General features: G+C 59.7%; 12 protein-coding genes. 9 read left to right on the forward strand and 3 right to left on the reverse strand.

Features of this window, described 5'->3' with window-relative positions; all coding sequences use genetic code 11:
* Nucleotides 1-98 precede the first annotated feature (98 nt).
* Complete coding sequence (locus tag BN1137_RS02050; RefSeq protein ID WP_050717004.1) at nucleotides 99-3,314, forward strand: ExeM/NucH family extracellular endonuclease; 3,216 nt, start codon at nucleotides 99-101, stop codon at nucleotides 3,312-3,314.
* A 140-nt stretch (nucleotides 3,315-3,454) separates the two neighbouring features.
* Here BN1137_RS02050 and BN1137_RS02055 read toward each other — a convergent pair whose 3' ends face one another.
* Nucleotides 3,455-4,885: a methyl-accepting chemotaxis protein gene (locus BN1137_RS02055; RefSeq protein ID WP_050717005.1), complete on the reverse strand. Its 1,431-nt coding sequence runs from the start codon at nucleotides 4,883-4,885 to the stop codon at nucleotides 3,455-3,457.
* An 82-nt stretch (nucleotides 4,886-4,967) separates the two neighbouring features.
* Between BN1137_RS02055 and BN1137_RS02060 the strand changes: the two genes are divergently transcribed.
* Together BN1137_RS02060 and BN1137_RS02065 are read left to right on the forward strand one after the other, a co-directional pair.
* A complete protein-coding gene (locus BN1137_RS02060) occupies nucleotides 4,968-5,240 on the forward strand; it encodes an acylphosphatase (RefSeq protein WP_050717006.1) in 273 nt (90 codons plus the stop codon).
* Between the two features lie 27 nt (nucleotides 5,241-5,267).
* Nucleotides 5,268-6,017: a CHAD domain-containing protein gene (locus BN1137_RS02065; protein WP_408605521.1), complete on the forward strand. Its 750-nt coding sequence runs from the start codon at nucleotides 5,268-5,270 to the stop codon at nucleotides 6,015-6,017.
* An 88-nt stretch (nucleotides 6,018-6,105) separates the two neighbouring features.
* On the opposite strand, the gene metG is transcribed toward BN1137_RS02065, so the two are convergent.
* Nucleotides 6,106-8,139, reverse strand: coding sequence for a methionine--tRNA ligase (gene metG, locus BN1137_RS02070; RefSeq protein WP_050717008.1), 2,034 nt, complete (start codon nucleotides 8,137-8,139; stop codon nucleotides 6,106-6,108).
* Nucleotides 8,140-8,324: 185 nt separating this feature from the next.
* Here metG and apbC point away from each other — a divergent pair, with 185 nt between their 5' ends.
* From apbC to BN1137_RS02090, 4 genes are all read left to right on the forward strand, one after another.
* Nucleotides 8,325-9,407: an iron-sulfur cluster carrier protein ApbC gene (gene apbC / locus BN1137_RS02075; RefSeq protein WP_050717009.1), complete on the forward strand. Its 1,083-nt coding sequence runs from the start codon at nucleotides 8,325-8,327 to the stop codon at nucleotides 9,405-9,407.
* Between the two features lie 110 nt (nucleotides 9,408-9,517).
* Nucleotides 9,518-10,162, forward strand: a complete 645-nt coding sequence (udk, locus tag BN1137_RS02080; protein WP_050717010.1) for a uridine kinase — start codon at nucleotides 9,518-9,520, stop codon at nucleotides 10,160-10,162.
* A 63-nt stretch (nucleotides 10,163-10,225) separates the two neighbouring features.
* Nucleotides 10,226-10,807 carry a dCTP deaminase gene (gene dcd / locus BN1137_RS02085; RefSeq protein WP_050717011.1) on the forward strand — a complete coding sequence of 194 codons (582 nt, stop codon included), beginning with the start codon at nucleotides 10,226-10,228 and terminating at the stop codon, nucleotides 10,805-10,807.
* Nucleotides 10,808-11,138: 331 nt separating this feature from the next.
* Nucleotides 11,139-12,611: an inorganic phosphate transporter gene (locus tag BN1137_RS02090; RefSeq protein ID WP_050717012.1), complete on the forward strand. Its 1,473-nt coding sequence runs from the start codon at nucleotides 11,139-11,141 to the stop codon at nucleotides 12,609-12,611.
* A 1,271-nt stretch (nucleotides 12,612-13,882) separates the two neighbouring features.
* On the opposite strand, the gene rne is transcribed toward BN1137_RS02090, so the two are convergent.
* Nucleotides 13,883-17,041, reverse strand: coding sequence for a ribonuclease E (rne, locus tag BN1137_RS02095; RefSeq protein ID WP_050717013.1), 3,159 nt, complete (start codon nucleotides 17,039-17,041; stop codon nucleotides 13,883-13,885).
* A 413-nt stretch (nucleotides 17,042-17,454) separates the two neighbouring features.
* Here rne and rluC point away from each other — a divergent pair, with 413 nt between their 5' ends.
* Both rluC and BN1137_RS02105 read left to right on the forward strand, forming a co-directional pair.
* Nucleotides 17,455-18,399 (forward strand): 23S rRNA pseudouridine(955/2504/2580) synthase RluC, encoded by a 945-nt coding sequence (gene rluC, locus BN1137_RS02100; protein WP_232306879.1) that lies wholly within the window; start codon nucleotides 17,455-17,457, stop codon nucleotides 18,397-18,399.
* The gene (locus BN1137_RS02105; protein WP_050717015.1) at nucleotides 18,399-19,046 is read left to right on the forward strand and encodes an HAD family hydrolase; all 648 of its coding nucleotides are present in this window, start codon (nucleotides 18,399-18,401) and stop codon (nucleotides 19,044-19,046) included. Before rluC ends, BN1137_RS02105 begins: the two co-directional genes overlap by 1 nt.
* Nucleotides 19,047-19,070: the final 24 nt, after the last annotated feature.

Below are 19,070 nucleotides of genomic sequence, written 5' to 3' on the forward strand. Positions count from 1 at the left end.
GCGCCGTCTGGCTCTTGTCAGCGGCATGCAACAAGGTGCTGCGACCGCGAGGTCGCCCAATATCACTGGCAACATAAACAAGAAAAGGAAGGCTTACCATGTCAGGAAGACACTCTCTGCTGGCGCTCTCGATTGGGCTGGCATTGTCTGGACAGGTGCAGGCACAGCTGCTTATCACCGAATATCTGGAAGGATCCGGCAACAACAAGGCGGTGGAGCTGAGCAATCTCGGCGCCAGCGCCATCGATCTCGACCAATACCGGCTGGCCCTCTATGCCAATGGCCGTACCCTGGCGGCGGGCCCGACCAACAGTCTGGCCCTGCAAGGGACACTGGCCCCCGGCGCCAGTCTGGTGCTGGCCCACCCCTCGGCGCTGCCCGCTACCCTCGCCAAGGCCAACCAGACCAGCGGCAACCTGGTGTTCAATGGTGATGATGGCCTGGTGCTCTATCAGGAGGACGATATAGTCGACAGCATCGGCCAGATCGGGGTGGATCCGGGCACGGCTTGGGTATCCGGCTCTGTCTCGACTCTGGACATGACCCTGCGCCGCAAGGCCAGCGTCAATGTGGGGCGCGTTGATGCAACGGCTACCTTCGATCCCGCCGCCGAATACCTGGCCTTTGCCAAGGATGAGGTAAGCGGCCTCGGCTGCAGCGGCGAGCAGAGCTGTGATGGCAGCCAGCCGCCGGTGTTTGCCTGCCCGGTGGATACGCTCATCCCGGTGCCCGCCATCCAGGGCAACGGTGATCGCAGTCCGCTGGTGCCGGCCGGCAAGTTTGAATCCGAGACGGCCTATGCCACCCGTGGGGTGGTGACTCAGGTGGTGAACGGTCTCTACAAGGGCTTCTTCATTCAGGACCCGCAGGGGGATGGCGATCCCGCGAGCTCCGATGGCCTGTTCGTGCAGAGCACCACGGTCAGCCCCGAGATGGTGCCCGGCGCCGAGGTGTGTGTCTCTGGCAAGGTGAAGGAGTACTACAACCAGACCCAGCTCAGCGCCGATGCCATGACGGTGACCCAACCCATGGTGGGTCTCATCCCCGCGCTGGATCTGGTGCCGGTGGCGGGGGAGAGTCTGACTGCGCTGCTTGAGCGTCACGAGGGGATGCGGGTACGACTGGTGCTGGCTTCCAGCTTGGTGGTCACTCGCAACTTCAGTTTTGATTACGACGGCAAACGCAACAACCTGGTGCTGGCCTACGGTGCGCCGCTCATCAAATCGACCCAGAAATTCCCGGCCATGAGCGAGCAGGCGAGCCAATGGGCCGAGCGTAACCGGGTGAACCAGCTGGTGGTGGAGACCGATACCAAGGCGCCGGACGGCGTGCTGCCCTGGTATCCTGCCTTCGATGCCGAGCAGGGGTATCTGCGCATAGGCGATCGCTTAAGCAATCTGGAGGGGGCCATCGGTTACTCCTACGACCTCTACCGGCTGGTGGCGGACAACCGGATAAGCCCGGCGGACGTGGATCACAGTGGTTGGGACAGGGTCGAGACCCCAGAGCTTGCCACGGCGGGGGATCTGCGGGTGGCGAGCTTCAACGTGCTCAACTTCTTCACCACGGTGGTCGGCGGCGATGCCAACCCCACCAACAGCAACCGGGGCGCCCTGACGGTGGGTGAGTTCGAGTTGCAGCGCACCAAGATCGTCAGCGCCATCACTCGCCTCAACGCCGACGTGGTGGGGCTGATGGAGATTGAGAACAACGGCTACGGTGACAACTCCGCTATCGCCAACCTGGTGGGGGCCCTCAACGCCGCCCTGCCGGACGAGCAGGATCACTACGCCTTCGTTCACTCCCCCGATGATAAGCCCATGGGCACAGACGCCATCACGGTGGGGCTCATCTACAAGCCCGCCAGGGTCAGCCTGGACGGCGGTGCTCAGTTGATCCCGCTACCGGTGCAGGTGGCCGAGGCCATCGACGGCGCTGGCAAGACGGTCAGCATCCAGCAAGGCATGCGCGACTCCCTGCTGCAGCGCTTCACCTCGCCCAAGGGGGATGCGCCGCTGACCCTGGTGGTCAATCACCTCAAATCCAAGGGCTCGGCCTGTTATGAGGACTACCCGGACTATGTGACTGCCGATCCCCAGGATGGGCAGGGTCACTGCAACGCGCTGCGGGTCTCTGCCGCCAAGGTGCTGGGGGAGCGGCTCAAGCAGGAGGTCGGGGATCTGCTGGTGATGGGCGATCTCAACGCCTACGGGCTGGAAGATCCGGTGCGGGTGCTGACGGATTACGATCCTGCCGCCCAATCACGCCAGATCATGAGCGCCGCCTTCACCCAGCTGGCGGGCCAGCCCTATGAGGAGCAGGCCACTGCGGTGGGCAAGGGGGCCGGGCTTATCAACCTCAACACCCAGTTCCACGGCACCGACACCTACTCCTACAGCTATGAGGGGGAGCTCGGCAATCTGGATCATGCGCTGGCAAACCCGAGCCTGGCGAAGAAGGTCGTCGGCATCGAGGATTGGCACATCAACTCGGCCGAGAGCAACTTCTTCGAGTACGGCAAGAAGTTCTCGGGTCAGCTCGGCAAGTCAGAGGGGCCGTTCAGCGCCTCCGATCATGATCCCGTGCTGGTGGCCATCCAGTATCCGCTGCCCTCGACCGGGGAGCTGAGCCTCACCACGAGCGCGGCCAGTGTGGAGGAGGGCAGCATGCTGACTCTGGCGGTGCAGCGCAAGGGAGGCAGCCGTGGCGCCGCCAGCGTCAGCTGGACGGTGCAGTATGGCAGCGCCGACAGCCAGGATGTGGCACCAGTCAGTGGTGTGTTGAACTGGTCTGATGGTGATAAGCAGGACAAAACACTGCAAATACCGATACTCACCGACACGAAAAACGAGGGAGACGAGACCTTCACCCTGTTATTGCAGGAGGCGAGCGGGGCGACTCTGGGTGCCCAGTCCCAGACGCTGGTGACCATCAAGGACAAGATGGCGGCGTCCACCATTGCCCTGCAGAGCGCCGCCATCAAGGTGAGCGAAGGTGACTGGCTGGTCGAGATCCCGCTGGTGCGCAGCGGCGATCTGAGCAAGCCTGCCCGTGCCCAGCTGGCGCTCGACGGCATGACGGCCCGTTGGGGGTTGGATTTCCTGCCCTGGTTCGGCCAATCCGTGAATTGGGCCGCCGGTGAGGGTGGGGTCAAGTCCATCAAGGTGCTTGTCATCGATGACTGGTTTGTGGAGCCGACCGAGCAGTTCAGGGTCAGCCTGCAGCGACTGCAAGGGGCGCATGCCGGCGACCAGCAAGAGACCCTGGTCGATATCAAGGACAATGACAAGTCCTGGTGGCCCTTCGGGCGCTGAGCCAACCTGATGCGTTGAAGGGACCCTCGGGTCCCTTTTTTATCAGCAGCGGTGTGCATCCTCACCCTAAGCGGTAAACGCGCGCCAATGAAAAAGGCCATCCGTGGGATGGCCTTTGCTTGTCTGCGTTGTCGCGTCCGTTAAATCTTGAGCCCCGTCATGGCCTGGCCGAGCTCGGTGGCGGTGGCCTTGAGGCCGGCGGTGCCGGCGACCGAGGCGCTGGCCGACTCTTCTACCCGGCTCGCCTCGTGGCGCACCTGATCCAGATTGCGGGTGATCTCCTCGGCGACCGAGCTCTGCTCCTCGCTGGAGGTGGCGATCTGGGTGCTCATCTCCAGCACCGCGTCGCTGTGGCTGCTCAGCTTGTCGATGTCTTGTCCCACTTCGGTGATGAGCGCCTGGCTGCTGGCGGCGCGCCCGACTGTCTTCTCCATGATGTCGTTGAGGGCGCCGGTACCGGCTTGCAGCTCTTCAATCATCTGCTGGATCTCCACCGTGGCCTGTTGGGTGCGGCTGGCGAGGGTACGCACCTCATCGGCCACCACCGCGAAGCCACGACCCTGTTCACCGGCCCGGGCGGCTTCGATGGCGGCGTTGAGTGCCAGCAGGTTGGTCTGCTGGGAGATGGCGTTGATGACGCTGACCACCTCGTTGATGCGATTGGCGTTGTGGGTCAGCCGCTCGACGGCGCCGGAGGCGTTGCCTATCTCATCCGCCAGGGTACTGATGGCGCTAATAGTACGCGCCACCCGCTCGGCGCCGTTGGCGGCCTCTTCACTGGATTGGCGGGTCTGCAACAGGGTGTCGTTGGCGTTGCGCGCCACTTCCCGAATGGCGGCGGACATCTGCTCCATGGCGGCGGCCAGGGAGTCCATGTGCTGGCGCTGGGCGCGGGCCAGGGTTTCGCCGTCGCTGGCGTGCTCGCGAAACTCGTCGGCGGCCATGGTCAGCGCCTCGGCAGACTCTTCCACCAGCTGCACTATCTTGTGCTGGCGATCGGTGAACTTGTCGATGCTGCCAGCCAGGATGGAAAACTCGTCTCGTACCGGGAAGAAGTTGAGGCGGAAGGTGAGATCCCCGCCCGCCACCGTCTGCAGTGCCTTGTTGGTGGAGTAGAGCGCGCCGGAGACGAAGGTCATCAGGTAGTGGGTGATGAGCGCCAGCAGGGCGGCCAGCACGGCGATGATGGTGAGGGCGGTGCCCTGACCATCCCACATGGAGTAACGGCTGGCATCCAGGGTGCCGGTGACAAACCCGGCCTGGCCTGCGCTCGCGCTGACGCTGTAATGATCCCCCTGCTGAGTCAGACCCGGGTTACCGGTCTGGCTCAGGGTCAGCTCGGCGGGCAGCGTGAGGGTCGGCTGCTGGCTCACCAGCTGCGCCGTGGTCTCGACCCGCTGCTTGAGCTGATCCAGTCTTACCTGCATCTGCTGATCGTGGCCATCGGCCAGCAGGTACCAGGTGAGGGCGGCGATGAACAGGAGGGGACACCAGAAGGTGATGAGAAATTTTTCGCTGATCGTGAGGTGAATGAGATAGCGGTCAACCCACCGAAATTTTACTTCTTTCATAATGATATTGCGTCCTGCAGGGGGAGAGTGTCGCACTCATTATCGCCTTGGAGGGAAATTTCTTAAGGGAAAGGTGCTGAAAATGGGAGAGCAATCGTTTGTCATCCGAGTCTGGGGCCAGGTTCAAGGGGTCGGATTTCGTTACTTCACCCGCGAGCGAGCCCTGCAACTGGGACTGAGGGGTCATGCCTACAACCTGGAAGATGGCTCGGTCGAAGTCCTCATCGCCGGCCCCGAGCATCAGGTACAGATGATGTTGGGTTGGCTTGAACACGGGCCCCGCACGGCGACCGTCACCAGAATGGAATGTGCCGAGGCTGCGCCGCCCACGGGCGCCGGCTTTCATACCAACTAACAGAGCAGAGGCGAGAGCATGGAGATGATGGTGCAGACGACATGGCTGGAGCAGGCGCGCCGGCTCATCAGTCAATACGAGGCTGCCACCCTGGCCCTGCGCCAGCAGGCAGAGCCGGTCGAGGTACATGCCTACCGGATCGCGGCCCGTCGGCTGTTGGCCTTGCTCGCCCTATGGCGACCATTGATCCATCAGCCCGGGTTGGAGCGGCGCTTGCTGCGAGCAACGGCCACGCTTTCGGCCCTGCGCGATGCCCAGGTGTATGAGGAGCGCTTCGGTGGCAAGCCCCATGGGCTCTCTGTTCCCCCCGTCCCCATGTTGACGGTACGGTTGGATCGCTGGCTGGATCGTTTGGCGCTGGTGCCCGCCGACTTCAATCCCTTGCCGCTGTTTCAGATGCAGCTGGCACTGCGTCTGGCGGATGGGTTGGCCGAGCCAGGGCTGGACGCTGCCTCAGTCAGTGACAAGTGTCAGCTTCGCCATTGGCACAAGTTGCGGCTGATCCTCAAGCAGACTCGCTATGGGGTGGAGCTGCTGCTCGATCAGGGAGCAGGGGATCCGGCCTGGTTGTCCATGCTGGTCAGCTGGCAGGAGCGGCTTGGTCAGCTGCAGGACGGTCGACAGTGGCTCAAGCGGTTGGGCCGCAAGCGCGGCAATGACAAGCGCCAACGCCAGCAGCAGCGACTCAAGGCGGCGATGCACTGCCAGCTACAACAACTGGACTGCCAGCAGGCAGAGTTGGTGGGGCTGAGAATGGCAATGCAGCGGGTGGTCTGAGAGGCGCTTGCAGCGAGTCTGCCTAACGCCAAATAAAAAGAGAGGCCCTAGGGCCTCTCTTTTTTGGTCACCGCGTGACGATCTGCGCTTACTTGACGCGCATGCCGGGCTGGGCGCCTTCTTGGGGCTCCAAGATCCAGAGATCCTTACCGCCCGGGCCGGCAGCCAGCACCATGCCTTCGGACATGCCAAAGCGCATCTTGCGCGGCGCCAGGTTGGCCACCATCACGGTCAGCTTGCCTTCCAGATCTTCCGGGTTGTAGGCGGACTTGATACCGGCGAACACCTGACGGGTTTCACCGCCAAGGTCGAGCTGCAATTTGAGCAGCTTGTCGGCTTCCGGTACCGCTTCGGCCTTTTTGATCAGGGCGACACGCAAGTCCAGCTTGGCGAAATCCTCATAAGAGATGGTTTCACTGATGGGGTCATCCGCCAGCGGGCCAGTCGGCTTCGCGGCTTGCTCCTTGGCCAGGTCGTCCTTGGAGGCTTCTACCATGGCTTCTACCTTGGCGGGTTCGATACGGGCGAACAGTGCCTTGAACGGCGCCAGCTGGTGGTTGGTGAGTGGCAGAGCCACGCCATCCCAACTGAGGGTCTCGCCGAGGAAAGCTTCGGCGCGCTCGGCCAAGAGCGGCATGACGGGCTTGAGGTAGGCCATCAACACCCGGAACAGGTTGATGCCGACGGAGCAGACCGCTTGCAGCTCGGCGTCTGCGCCTTCCTGCTTGGCCAGCACCCAGGGCGCCTTGTCATCCACGTAGCGATTGGCCTTGTCGGCCAGCGCCATGATCTCGCGAATGGCGCGGCTGAACTCACGGGCCTCATAGGCTTCGGCGATGGAGGCGCTGGCGTTGGCGAACTCGCTGTAGAGCTCGGGTTCGCTGCAGCTGTCAGCCAGCTTGCCATCGAAGCGCTTGGTGATGAAACCGGCGTTGCGGGAGGCCAGGTTGACCAGCTTGTTGACCACGTCGGCGTTGACGCGGGAGACGAAGTCTTCCAGGTTCAGGTCCAGATCGTCGATGCGGCTGTTGAGCTTGGCGGCGTAGTAGTAACGCAGGCACTCGGGATCCAGGTGCTTCAGATAGGTCGAGGCCTTGATGAAGGTACCCTTGGACTTGGACATCTTGGCGCCGTTGACGGTCACATAGCCGTGCACGTTGACCTTGGTCGGCTTGCGGAAACCCGCGCCTTCCAGCATGGCCGGCCAGAACAGGCAGTGGAAGTAGGCGATGTCCTTGCCGATGAAGTGATAGAGCTCGGCCTCGGAGTCGGCCTTCCAGTAGCTGTCAAAGTCGATGTCGCCGCGCTTGTTGCACAGGTTCTTGAACGATGCCATGTAGCCGATGGGGGCATCCAGCCAGACGTAGAAGTACTTGCCAGGGGCGCCCGGGATCTCGAAGCCAAAATAGGGGGCGTCACGGGTGATGTCCCACTGCTGCAGGCCCGATTCGAACCACTCTTGCATCTTGTTCGCCATCTCTTCCTGGATGGCGCCTGAGCCGCGCACCCAACCGGCCAGCCAGGTTTCAAACTGCGGCAAGTCAAAGAAGAAGTGCTCGGAGTCTTTCATCACCGGGGTCGCGCCGGAAACGGCGGATTTCGGATCGATGAGCTCGGTCGGGCTGTAGGTGGCGCCGCAGCTGTCGCAGTTGTCGCCGTATTGTTCGGGGGACTTGCACTTGGGGCAGGTCCCCTTGACGAAACGATCCGGCAGGAACATGGACTTTTCCGGATCGAACAGCTGGGTGATGGTGCGGCCCTTGATGAAGTCGCCGCCTTTCAGCCGACCGTAGATCAACTCCGCCAGCTCGCGGTTCTCGTCGCTGTGGGTGGAGTGATAGTTGTCGAAGCTGATGTTGAAGCCGGCAAAATCGGTCTGATGTTCTTCGGACACGGCCGCGATCATCGCTTCCGGGGTGATCCCGAGCTGCTGCGCCTTGAGCATGATGGGGGTGCCGTGGGCATCGTCGGCACAGACGAAATGCACCTGATGGCCACGCATTCGCTGATAACGAACCCAGATATCGGCCTGGATGTGTTCCAGCATGTGGCCAAGATGGATGGAGCCATTGGCATAGGGGAGGGCGCAGGTTACCAGCATTGTACGAGGATCAGTTGCCATAATACGTTCTTTATGTGCCTGTTGGGATGATACAGTGCCGAGCATGTTACCCGAATTGGGGGCGGCCTGCCTAGGGTTGTGGCCCTGTCTGGCTTGGCAGATGGCATCTCAAATGCGCAGGCAAAGCACTGATTTGTGTGCGGTAACCGTTCACCTCTGCATAACGACAACAGAATGGGGAGTTAATGGTGATTGATTCAGTAAAACAGATCCTTGCCGAATTTAAGCCGGTAGGGTGGGGTAAGGATCTGGTCGCGGCCGGTTTCGTGCGATCCATCGAACAGCATGGGCAGAGCCTAGCTATCAAACTGGTGCTGCCGTTTGCCGGACGCTCCCTGTTTGAGCAGATCAAGCAGGACTTCGATGGCCGCTTGCGCATCGCCACGGGGGCTGCCGCCATCGATTGGCAATGTGATATCGAGGTGGCCAGCATGCCCCGCGCCCAGCAGCTGGCGGCGGTGCAGGGGATTCGCAATATTCTGGTGGTCGCCTCCGGCAAGGGAGGGGTGGGTAAATCCACCACCGCCGTCAACCTGGCACTGGCGCTGCAAAAAGAGGGGGCGCGGGTCGCCATTCTGGATGCGGACATCTATGGTCCCTCCATTCCGACCATGATGGGTACCCTCAAGGAACGTCCCCACAGCCTCGATGGCAAGCTGATGGAGCCGGTCATGGCTTGTGGCCTGAAGAGCAACAGCATCGGTTATCTGGTGGCTGAGCAGGATGCCACCATCTGGCGTGGCCCCATGGCGAGCAAGGCGCTGGCGCAGATCCTGCACGAAACCCGTTGGGGCGAAGTGGATTATATGGTGGTGGACATGCCGCCAGGCACAGGGGATATCCAGCTCACTCTGGCGCAGCAGGTACCGACCACAGCGGCGCTGATCGTCACCACCCCGCAAGACGTGGCATTGGCCGATGCGCGCAAGGGCATCGCCATGTTCAACAAGGTGAATGTGCCCGTGCTCGGCATCGTCGAGAACATGAGTTATCACGTCTGCAGTGCCTGCGGTCATCACGAGGCATTGTTTGGTACCGGCGGCGGGCAGAAGATGGCAGAGCAGTATCAAGTGGCGCTGCTTGGCCAGTTGCCGCTGCACATCGATATCCGTCAGCACATGGACAATGGCACCCCCACCGTGTCCGATTCACCGCAAGGGGAGTTAGCTGGGGCCTACCTCAAGCTGGCCCGCCGGGTCGGTGCCGAGCTCTATTTCAGCGGTAAACCGATTGCGACCCCGCTTTACACGGTGGCGCTGGACGAATAATCGGCTGTTGGTCATTTACTGTGGATTTCAGGGTGGGCATGGCTCACCCTTTTTTATATAATGGATCGGTTTAAACAATCCCCAGTGCTCTTCTCTCTTAGGTATTTTCAATGTCTGATACTCAACATTCGTGTGTGATCATCGGTATTGCTGGTGCATCCGCATCCGGCAAGAGTCTTATCGCTCAAACCATTTATGAAGAGCTGGTGGCCGAACTGGGCGCAGGTCAGATTGGTGTGATCACCGAAGATTGCTACTACCGTGATCAGACCCACCTGACCATGGAAGAGCGGGTCAAGACCAACTATGACCATCCGAATGCCCTAGATCACGATCTGCTGGTGCAGCATCTGACCCAGCTGGTACGCGGGGAAGCCGTCAACATTCCCCAGTACTCCTACACCGAACACACCCGCATGACCGAGGTGACCGCCTTCGCCCCGCGTCGGGTCATCATTCTGGAAGGGATACTGCTGCTGACCGACAGTCGGCTGCGCGAGCTGATGGATGCTTCCATCTTCATGGATACCCCGCTCGACATCTGCCTGTTGCGCCGTCTGGTGCGCGACGTGCAAGAGCGTGGCCGTACCATGGACTCGGTGCTCAAGCAGTATCAGAAGACGGTACGCCCCATGTTCATGCAGTTCATCGACCCGTCCAAGCAGTACGCGGACGTGATCGTGCCCCGTGGTGGCAAGAACCGCATCGCCATCGACATGCTCAAGGCGAGAATTCGCCACATGTTGATTGGTTAATATGAAACAAGCCGGGTGATGCCCGGCTTTTTTAAATGAATCTTTTGTCAGGAGAGTCGCCGAATGCGCCTTTGTGATACCGATATCGAACGCCATCTGGATGAAGGCAAGATAGTGATTGAGCCGAGACCCGGTGTGGAGCGGATCAGCGGCGTCAGCGTCGATGTGCTGCTCGGCAACGAGTTTCGGGTGTTTCGCGATCACACCGCGCCCTATATCGATCTCAGCGGCCCGAGCAGCGAGATGGCCGATGCCATCGATCGGGTGATGAGTGACGAGATCCACATTGCGGACGGTGAAGCCTTCTATCTGCACCCGGGTCAGCTGGCACTGGCGGTGACCTACGAATCCGTGACCCTGCCGGCTGATATCGTCGGCTGGCTGGATGGTCGCTCCTCGCTCGCCCGTCTGGGCTTGATGGTGCACGTCACCGCGCATCGCATCGATCCGGGTTGGTCCGGTCGCATCGTGCTGGAGTTCTACAACGGCGGCAAGCTGCCGCTGGCGCTGCGTCCCAAGATGAAGATAGGTGCACTCAACTTCGAGATGCTCTCCGGCGCCGCCGCTCGCCCGTACAACAAGCGGGAAAACGCCAAGTACAAGAGTCAGCAAGGGGCGGTGGCCAGTCGGATCAATCAGGACTGATAACATCCTCTTCACGGCTTATTGATATAAGGGTGCCTCGGCACCTTTTTCCATTATCTGTTTGGGTGCCATGATGGTGATGACCGAGGCTGGTTACCTGGTAAAAAGCAGCGAGAATCGGGACTTAACAGATTAAATGGTGTTGAATGAAGCCCTTAAAAAAGAGCATTTGAGGGTTTAATTAATCTTCGACAAGGCGCATTCCTACAGGCCCTAAGACATTTTCTGACGGATTGCTCTTTTTTTTTCTTACTGAAATATTTCAACAACGGGTATGGCGCACCGAGCCTTCTGGCATAATCCGCCGCAACTCATAAACAGGTTCGTTTTTATGTTTGAAATGTTTAGTGGTTTGGGTTTGTGGTGGTCAATCGGTTTGGCATTGGCCGTTTTTTTTGTGTTGGCTTATGAATTCATCAACGGCTTTCACGATACCGCGAATGCGGTAGCAACGGTTATCTATACCAAGGCGATGCCCGCTCATATGGCGGTGGTGGCTTCCGGTCTGTTCAACTTTGCCGGGGTCATGATGGGCGGTCTTGGGGTTGCGTATGCCATTGTGCATCTGCTGCCCATCGATCTGCTGCTCGGCATGGATTCCACCCAGGGGCTGATCATGGTCTTTTCCCTGTTGTTCTCTGCCATCGTCTGGAATCTGGGGACCTGGTTCTTCGGCATCCCGGCATCCAGTTCGCATACCCTGATCGGTTCCATTCTGGGGGTGGGCGGTGCCTATGCCTGGATGAGTCATCAGCCTCTGCAGGAAGGCATCAACGTCGGTAAAGCCATCGACATCATGCTTTCTCTGATCATCTCTCCCACCGTTGGTTTCGTGATCGCAGCCCTGCTGCTGTTTGCCATGAAGCGCATCTGGCTGGGTAGCAAGATCCACAAAACTCCGGAAGAGCGTCTGCTGGTGGATGGCAAGAAACACCCGCCATTCTGGGCTCGTGTGACCCTGATCTGTTCCGCCATGGGGGTGAGCTTCGTACACGGCTCCAACGATGGTCAGAAGGGCATCGGTCTGGTGATGTTGGTGCTGATCTGCATGGCGCCTGCCTATTTCGCACTGGACATGAACAGCCGCTCCTACGATCTGGACAGAACCCAGGATGCCAACCAGCGCATCATGGAGATCTACCAGCGTAACCACGAACTGGTCTCCCAGGTGGTCAATTTCAGCGTTCCGGCTCATGCCCAGGAAGAGCTGATGACCCACTGTGAGGCGGGCGAAGCATTCGAAGCCATGGCGACCCTCAACGATCGTCTCGGCCAGGTGCGTACCTATGAAGAGATGGACCTGACCGATCGCCGTGAAGTGCGTCGTCTGCTGCTCTGCATCGATGACACCGCTCGCAAGGTCTCCAAGCTGCCGTTGCCGGCCAAGGAGCTGACCGATCTGGCCAAATGGCGCAAGGATCTGACCGCGACTGCCGAATACGCACCGACCTGGGTCATCGTCTCCATCGCCCTGGCGCTGGGTTGCGGTACCATGGTGGGCTGGCGTCGTATCGTCTACACCGTAGGCGAGAAGATCGGCTCTACTGGCATGACCTATAGCCAGGGCATTGCCGCCCAGATCACCGCAGCCGCCTCCATCGGGGTGGCCAGCTTGACCGGCATGCCAGTGTCCACCACCCATATCTTGTCCTCTGCCGTCGCAGGGACCATGGTGGCGAACAAGTCAGGCCTGCAGAGCCAGACCATCAAGACCATCTTGCTGGCCTGGGTACTGACCCTGCCGCTGACCATGCTGCTCTCTGGTGGCCTGTTCATTATCAGCAACCATTTGTTTGGTAACTGATAGTCAGCGCACTACAGAATGATAAAAGGGCCCTCGGGCCCTTTTTTAATGCGTGCTGATTGCGGCATTGGCACGCGCTGGACGATGACTCAACCATGGCTGGCTATCAATAAACGGGCCTGATTCAGCACCATCTGTGTTTTCCGACCCCTGATCTGCATTCCGACCATATGTACTTGTCTGGTCTTTGGCATAGTGCTGCGAGAGAAGAGGGTGGCCGCTTCGCCGATGTAATACGTACATACTGCCAGGGTGCATTGCACCATCGCGAGGGAGCAATGTTGGTTTCGCCTACAGGATGCCGGTAAGCGGCGAGCTATGCATCTGGCGCAAGGTCTCAATCAGTTCGTACAGACTAGGTGGGAGCTGCCGATGGCCAGCAGGGTGGGCATAAATGCCTGCTTCAGGGCGCTTAATAGGGCAGGGTAACTGCAAGTTCACCTTAGGCCGCTGATGACGGGGCTGATGTTTTAGGTAGCAGCCAATCCCGCTACCAGCGACGGCAATGTCCATGCCCAACAAGTAACTGCCAGCACCATTTATCTGGATTTACCATCGGCTAATGGTATCGGGGCGACATCTCGAGCCAGTCCAAACAAATATCATTTATATGCCATCAAACTAGACTTGGTATCAACCTATCAAGACCCCTGTCCATACCTTCATCACCGCCTTTAAGATCCAGTAACCAAATAAACCATACTTGTTTACTAGGCATAGTAAGCACTGGTCGTCGAGAGCAGGGCTGCAGCCCTGAGTACCAGCGAGTGAGAGAACTCCTGAGTTCGGTGCGGGAAGCCGGCGCTTATTGCCGGTAATGAAGGATGAAAGAGGAAGGGGCTCTCTCTTGAAAGATGGCCATGCAGATCCCGAAGGGGTTGAACGCCACCTTGTTGGCCGAGGTGTCGACCTGGTCATAAATCAGATGTCAAAATGAAGTAAGGTGCTGAGTGGTCACATAAAACAGCGTCTGTGTATTGGATTTGCATTAATCATTAGATGTTATGCGATGTATTTTGTGTTTAATGCAGCTAAATAGACTGATGTGGATTGTCGGAACTGGTCTAAATCCAGATGTCGACAACACAGTCTTGCTTCGAAGGGAACACAATGCGGTTGCCCGTGGGGCACACAGGGCCGGTGGTCGCATCATTCGCTCGATAACGCCCTTGTCTATGTCGTCGTCAGGGTCTCGATATGGGGGGATAACGACAGGGCAAAAAAAAGAGCCACACAGTGTGTGGCTCTTTTCATCAGGCTAGCAAGCTAACTCAGGGGCGACCCGCCGGGCTGGTTGCCACGTTGACAGCGGCAGTGCTGCCTGCGTGACGACCGGAGCTGGCCACTTCGTTGCGAACCAAGGAAGCCTGTTCGACCTGCTCAGGTTTTTCCTGGGCAGGTACGGCAGCAGGGGTGGCCATGGGCGCAGATGCCTTGCGAGCATTAGCCAGTACGCCAGCACCCTTGTTGACCGGTTTGATCACAGGGGCTGCAACGGCAGGTTTGGCTGCAGGCTCGACCTGAGCTGTCACAGCGGCGACAGGCTCAACAACGGGCGCAGCAACGACCTCTGCAACCTGCGGGGCAGACTCTGTCACCATCGCTGGTGCAGCTTCGGCGACCGGGGCTTCAACGGCAGGGGCTTCAACGACTGGTGCTGGCTGCTCGGCAACCTCGGCAACAATCACGTCGGCGACCACCGGCTCGGTCACGGTAACAGGGGCTACTGCGTCGGCCTGGACCACAGGTTCAACGGCGGCAACCGCAGTCTCGACCTGGTGAGGGGCCTCGTCAGCCACGGTTTCCACGACCATATGCTCGGTCAGCGCGGCAGATGCTTGCAGCGCGGCGGCGACGGCTTCGGCGCTCGGAGTGGTGACAACAGGCACCGCCGGCTCTTCCACTTTGACCTGGGCTGCATCAGATTGAGCGGCTGCGGTCAGGATGGGAGCCTCGGCATGTGACTCTTCATCATCACGCTGGCTGCGGGCGTCTTCGTTGATGCGCTTGCGACGCTGACCTTCGATACGCTGGCTGCGCGGGGTACGACGAGAGCGGCGCTGACCGTCGGTCTGCTCCTCTTGCTCACCGGCCACGGCTTGAGTATCGGCAGCCTCGTTCACTTGCTCATCCGCAGGCAGGGCAGGGGTATCGGTAGCGGCGACATCGACACGAACCTGCTTGCGCAGTTGACGACGTTCACGGCGCTCGGCCACCTTCTGCTCTTTCTCCTGACGCGGTTCGTCATTGATGATGGCAGTATCAACCTCAACGGCTTCTACGGCTTCAACGACGACCTCGGCACGAGGTTCGCGCGGAGCACGGGGTTCGCGAGCCGGGCGCGGGGCGCGGGGTTCACGTTCCTGACGTGGCTCACGGGGTTCGCGATCTTGGCGCGGCTCGTTGCGCACCTCAGCACGGGGTTCACGATCCATGCGCTGTTCGCTGCGCGCTTCACCACGGACGTCACGGTCCTGACGAGGCTCACGTTCTTTGCGCGGACGACGGTTGCGGTTCTCACCACCCTCACGGTTGGCGCTACCTTCCCGCTTCTCGCCGGCTTCGGCGGTGTTGCGGTTGTTGCGGTTGTCGTCACGACGAGGACGCTGGCCACGGCCACGGGTCTCATCACGCTGATGACGATGACCGTCATCCTTGCGCGCTTCACGGGCGGCTGGCTTCTCGGTCTGGGCTGGCGCAGCGGCGACAGGACCCGGTTCGGAGGAGAAGATACCAGAGATGGCTTTGACGAACTTGCCAAACAGGCCGACTGGTGCGACTACCGCGGCGGTCACGGCAACAGGGGCAGGTGCTGGCGCGGCCGGAGCGGCAGGCTGGGGTGCCTGGACGAAGCCTTGCAACAGCGGCTGCTCACGCTCGATCACCTGTGCCTGCTTCGGTTGGTAGACCGGCTTGGCAACTTCGGTTTTCAGCTCGTAACTGGCCGCTTCCGGGATCTCGTTTTGACGAATGCGGGTCACTTCGTAGTGCGGGGTTTCCAGATGCTGGTTAGGAATGATGTACAGACGTACTTCATTGCGCTGTTCCAGACTGGCGATGGAGGCCCGCTTCTCGTTGAGCAGATAGGCGGCAACATCGACCGGCACCTGAGCGTGAACCTGCTCGGTATTGTCCTTCATGGCCTCTTCTTCGATGAGACGCAGGATGGACAAGGCCAGTGATTCGTTATCACGGATCACACCCTGACCCTGGCAGCGAGGGCAGATATGGCTGCTGGACTCGTTGAGGGAGGGGCGCAGACGCTGGCGGGACATCTCCAGCAGACCGAAACGGGAGATCCGGCCGAGCTGGATGCGAGCACGATCCTGATGGACGGCTTCACGCAGACGGTTTTCCACTTCGCGTTGATGGCGAACCGGGGTCATGTCGATGAAGTCGATGACGATCAGACCACCCAAGTCACGCAGACGCAATTGACGGGCAATCTCGTCGGCCGCTTCCAGGTTGGTTTGCAGCGCCGTCTCTTCGATATCGCCGCCCTTGGTGGCGCGGGAGGAGTTGATATCGATGGAGGTCAGGGCTTCGGTCGGATCGATGACGATGCTGCCGCCGGAGGGCAGGCGCACTTCGCGCTGGAAGGCCGACTCGATCTGGCTCTCAATCTGGAAGTGGTTGAACAGGGCAACTTCACCCTTGTACAGCTTCACGCGGTTGAGGAAATCGGGACGGACCAGTTCGATATGGGCCTTGGCGCGCTCGAAGATGACCGGGTTGTCGATCAAGATCTCGCCGACATCGCGACGCAGGTAATCACGGATGGCGCGCACGATCACGTTGCTTTCCTGATGGATAAGCACCGGAGCGGAGCGGTTCTGTGATGCCTTGTGGATGGAGTCCCAGTGGTTGAGCAGAACGTTCAAGTCCCATTCCAGCTCTTCCGGGGATTTGCCCACACCGGCGGTGCGTACGATGAGACCCATGCCGTCCGGCACGGTCAGTCCGCTCAGGGCTTCTTTCAGTTCGGTCCTTTCATCACCCTCGATGCGGCGGGAGATACCACCGGCACGGGGGTTGTTCGGCATCAGGACCAGGTAGCTACCGGCCAGGCTGATAAAGGTAGTGAGGGCTGCACCCTTGGTGCCACGCTCTTCCTTATCAATCTGGACGATCACTTCCTGACCTTCGCGGATCACTTCTTTGATGTTGGGACGACCCTGATAGGAGTAACCGGAGGGGAAGTAATTGCGGGCGATTTCCTTTAAGGGCAGGAAACCGTGGCGCTCGGCGCCGTAGTCGACAAAAGCAGCTTCAAGACTGGGTTCTACGCGGGTGATTTTACCCTTGTAAATGTTCGCTTTCTTCTGCTCGTGGCCCGGACTTTCAATATCCAAATCATAGAGCTGTTGTCCGTCAACCAGCGCTACGCGCAACTCCTCTTCCTGAGTCGCGTTGATTAGCATTCTTTTCATTGAGTTCTCATTATTTTGTCATTTTGATTCCTCCACAGGGTCCTGCCGGCGCCGGCCTCGGGTCTTCAGCATGCTTGGGCAACCTCCCGGTTGGGGCATGCATGAGGCGCAAACTAAGGGCGCTCTGGTTCAGCCATCTCGAGAAGGCATGAATTAAGGATACCGATGTGGAGACAATTAAACTGGCTCTGTTTGCGTTCTCCATGCGTTGTACCTCGCACCCGGGAACCGTCATGTTCTTGTATACACGGTGTTTCGGGATTGGGTGGCATAAATTTTGGCCACTTAGTACAAGGCTTGAACACAATGACAAAACCTTGTTTATTATCCCATTTAAACCACTTTTATAGCAAGGTGCCATTTTTTAACAAAGCATGCAGCCAAGGGGCACCGGCAGTGGTAAAATCCGCGCCATGACACAGATACAACAACAAGTGCAGCTGCTCACCATCGAAGCTGAGCATGAAGGGCAGCGCATCGACAATTTTCTCAAGACTCAGTTAAAGGGCGTCCCCAAGAGCCTGATCTATCGCATCCTTCGAAAAGGAGAGGTGCGCGTCAACAAGAAACGCATCAAACCCGAATACAAACTCTGCGTCGGTGACGAGGTACGGGTGCCCCCTGTGCGCGTGGCCGAAAAGAACGAATTGCCCTCTGCCAACCTCGGCAGCATCCAGCGTCTGGAGAGCCAGATCCTGTTTGAAGACGAGGCCATGATAGTGCTCAACAAACCGTCCGGCATGGCGGTGCACGGTGGTAGCGGCCTGAGCTTTGGCGTTATCGAGGGGCTGCGTGCCCTGCGCCCGGAGGCCCGCTTCCTGGAGCTGGTCCATCGGCTCGATCGCGATACCTCCGGCGTGCTGCTGGTTGCCAAGAAGCGCAGCGCGCTGCGCAGCCTGCACGAGCAACTGCGCGTCAAGACCATGCGCAAGCAATATCTGGCGCTGGTGCGCGGCCAATGGCAGCCCCACGTCAAGGTGGTCAATGCGCCATTGCGTAAAAACGATCTGCAATCCGGCGAGCGGGTGGTGCGAGTCAGCGGCGATGGCAAGCCATCCGAGACCCGTTTCCGGATTGCTCGGCAGTTTGCCGAAGCCACCCTGGTGGAGTGCAGCCCCATCACCGGTCGTACCCACCAGATCCGGGTGCATACCCAGCATGCCGGTCATCCCATCGCCTGTGATGACAAGTATGGGGAAGCGGCCTTTGATGAGAAAATGCGCACTCAGGGCCTGAAACGGCTGTTCTTGCACGCCTGGAAGCTGAGTTTCACCCATCCGGCCGATGGCCGCGAGATGCAGGTGGAGGCGCCGCTCGCCCCCGAGCTCGACAGCTTCCTGAACAAGTTGGCACGCTGATGAAGGCTATCCGGCTCGCCATCTTCGACTGGGACGGTACCCTGATGGATTCGGTGGGCCGGATTGTCGCCTGCGTGCAAGGGGCCGCCCGTGATTGTGGCGAGCGAATCCCCAGCGCGCAGGAGACACACCAGATCATCGGACTCAGCCTCGAGGTCGGTATACCCCTGCTGTTCGATCTGGAGCAGGGCAGTGAGCGTGCCGCCGCCCTGATCGCCCGTTACCGTCATCACTATCTACATGACGACACGCCGAGCCCGCTATTCGCTGGTGCAAGTGAATTGTTGCACCGCTGGCATGCCGAGGGCATTGCCCTGGCGGTTGCCACGGGCAAATCAAGGCGGGGTCTGGACAGGGTGCTTGACGAGACGGGGCTGCGGCCGCTGTTTACCGCCACCCGCGGCGCGGATGAGGCCAATTCCAAGCCGGATCCCTTGATGCTGGTACAGATCCTGGATGAGCTGGGGTTGACCCCCGAGCAGGCGGTGATGATAGGCGACTCCATCCATGACATGGCGATGGCAGAGGCGCTTGCCATGCCGCGCATCGGTGTGACCTGGGGAGTGCATGACAGGAGTCGGCTGGCTGAGCATGATCCTGTGGCCATCGTCGACAGCATGGACGAGTTGAAACAGTTGCTAAGCTGATTTGGCCTTGCGAGACATCTATAT

This window comes from Aeromonas tecta (genome assembly GCF_000820185.1).
In the GTDB taxonomy this organism is placed as follows: Bacteria; Pseudomonadota; Gammaproteobacteria; order Enterobacterales; family Aeromonadaceae; genus Aeromonas; species Aeromonas tecta.

Bases quoted from the DNA above. Each gene is read 5' to 3' on its own strand.
- BN1137_RS02050 (WP_050717004.1), top strand. From the start codon at position 99: ATGTCAGGAAGACACTCTCTGCTGGCGCTCTCGATTGGGCTGGCATTG.
- BN1137_RS02055 (WP_050717005.1), bottom strand. From the start codon at position 4,885: ATGAAAGAAGTAAAATTTCGGTGGGTTGACCGCTATCTCATTCACCTC.
- BN1137_RS02060 (WP_050717006.1), top strand. From the start codon at position 4,968: ATGGGAGAGCAATCGTTTGTCATCCGAGTCTGGGGCCAGGTTCAAGGG.
- BN1137_RS02065 (WP_408605521.1), top strand. From the start codon at position 5,268: ATGGTGCAGACGACATGGCTGGAGCAGGCGCGCCGGCTCATCAGTCAA.
- metG (WP_050717008.1), bottom strand. From the start codon at position 8,139: ATGGCAACTGATCCTCGTACAATGCTGGTAACCTGCGCCCTCCCCTAT.
- apbC (WP_050717009.1), top strand. From the start codon at position 8,325: ATGGTGATTGATTCAGTAAAACAGATCCTTGCCGAATTTAAGCCGGTA.
- udk (WP_050717010.1), top strand. From the start codon at position 9,518: ATGTCTGATACTCAACATTCGTGTGTGATCATCGGTATTGCTGGTGCA.
- dcd (WP_050717011.1), top strand. From the start codon at position 10,226: ATGCGCCTTTGTGATACCGATATCGAACGCCATCTGGATGAAGGCAAG.
- BN1137_RS02090 (WP_050717012.1), top strand. From the start codon at position 11,139: ATGTTTGAAATGTTTAGTGGTTTGGGTTTGTGGTGGTCAATCGGTTTG.
- rne (WP_050717013.1), bottom strand. From the start codon at position 17,041: ATGAAAAGAATGCTAATCAACGCGACTCAGGAAGAGGAGTTGCGCGTA.
- rluC (WP_232306879.1), top strand. From the start codon at position 17,455: ATGACACAGATACAACAACAAGTGCAGCTGCTCACCATCGAAGCTGAG.
- BN1137_RS02105 (WP_050717015.1), top strand. From the start codon at position 18,399: ATGAAGGCTATCCGGCTCGCCATCTTCGACTGGGACGGTACCCTGATG.